Origin of the sequence: Campylobacter sp. BCW_6463 (genome assembly GCF_001762785.1) — a bacterium.
In the GTDB taxonomy this organism is placed as follows: domain Bacteria; phylum Campylobacterota; class Campylobacteria; order Campylobacterales; family Campylobacteraceae; genus Campylobacter_D; species Campylobacter_D jejuni.
The window spans coordinates 612-1,452 of record NZ_MJXL01000073.1 but is presented as its reverse complement, the minus strand read 5'-3'; the positions used below and the strand labels follow the sequence as shown (position 1 = coordinate 1,452).

The following is an 841-nucleotide window of genomic DNA, read 5'->3' as shown; positions in this document are numbered from 1 at the left end:
GCTCTGATTTGATCAAGATTGGTTATAGCAGTTTCAGCTATATCCATTACAGCCATAGCACCTTTAAGAGTAGTTACACCCGCACTCTTATCTACTGTTCCAGCCATATTGCCTGCTGAAGTTTTTAAAGTAGCAAATTGAGAATTTCCTGAACCTTCTGAAAAACCTGAACCTTTAGAAACGGTATAAACATTGCTAGCACTAGACATTGCTGAAATAGTAACAAGAGAATCTGTTAATAAAGCTGACATATTTTTGCCACTGCCCTCAGAAAATCCTGAACCAGCAGAAAATCCTGAACCTTCAGAACTCATATAAGCTGAAACAGAAGAATAACCTACTAAAATTTGTTTTCCTCCGCCTTTAAAGGAATTAAAGCCCATTGCATCCGCTATATTTGCATCGATTTGACCTTTAGACTCTCTTAAAGATACTGAAGATTGAGAAATAAGATCAGTTGTTCCCATACCTATAGCACTAAGATTGGTTCCGCTGATGTTAATATCTCTACCATCGTTTTTTACTAAAGATAATCTTCCATAATTTTCTTTTTGTGTTCCTAAAATTCCAGAACCAACTCCTATATCTCCAGTGATTTTAATCCCTCTACCATCAGCTGAAGTAAGAACAAGCTTACCATTTTCATCCTTAGAAGCTTGAACTCCTGTTGTGTCTTTAACCGCATTGATAGCTGAGATCAAAGAACCATTTTCATCCCCATCTTTATAATCAACCTTGCCTATAGTTACCCCGTTGATAGCAAAATCACTAGAAGTACTTCCTGCTTTTATAGCATAAGCCCCTGTAGTTTTTACATCATAAGTTGCTCTAACTCCTGTTT

The 841-nt window shown here is 36.7% G+C and carries 1 protein-coding gene; it reads right to left on the bottom strand.

Features of this window, described 5'->3' with window-relative positions; translation table 11 throughout:
* Window positions 1-841 (bottom strand): flagellin hook IN motif-containing protein (locus tag AJ884_RS09700; RefSeq protein WP_315940643.1); only part of this gene is annotated, 841 nt, incomplete at both ends.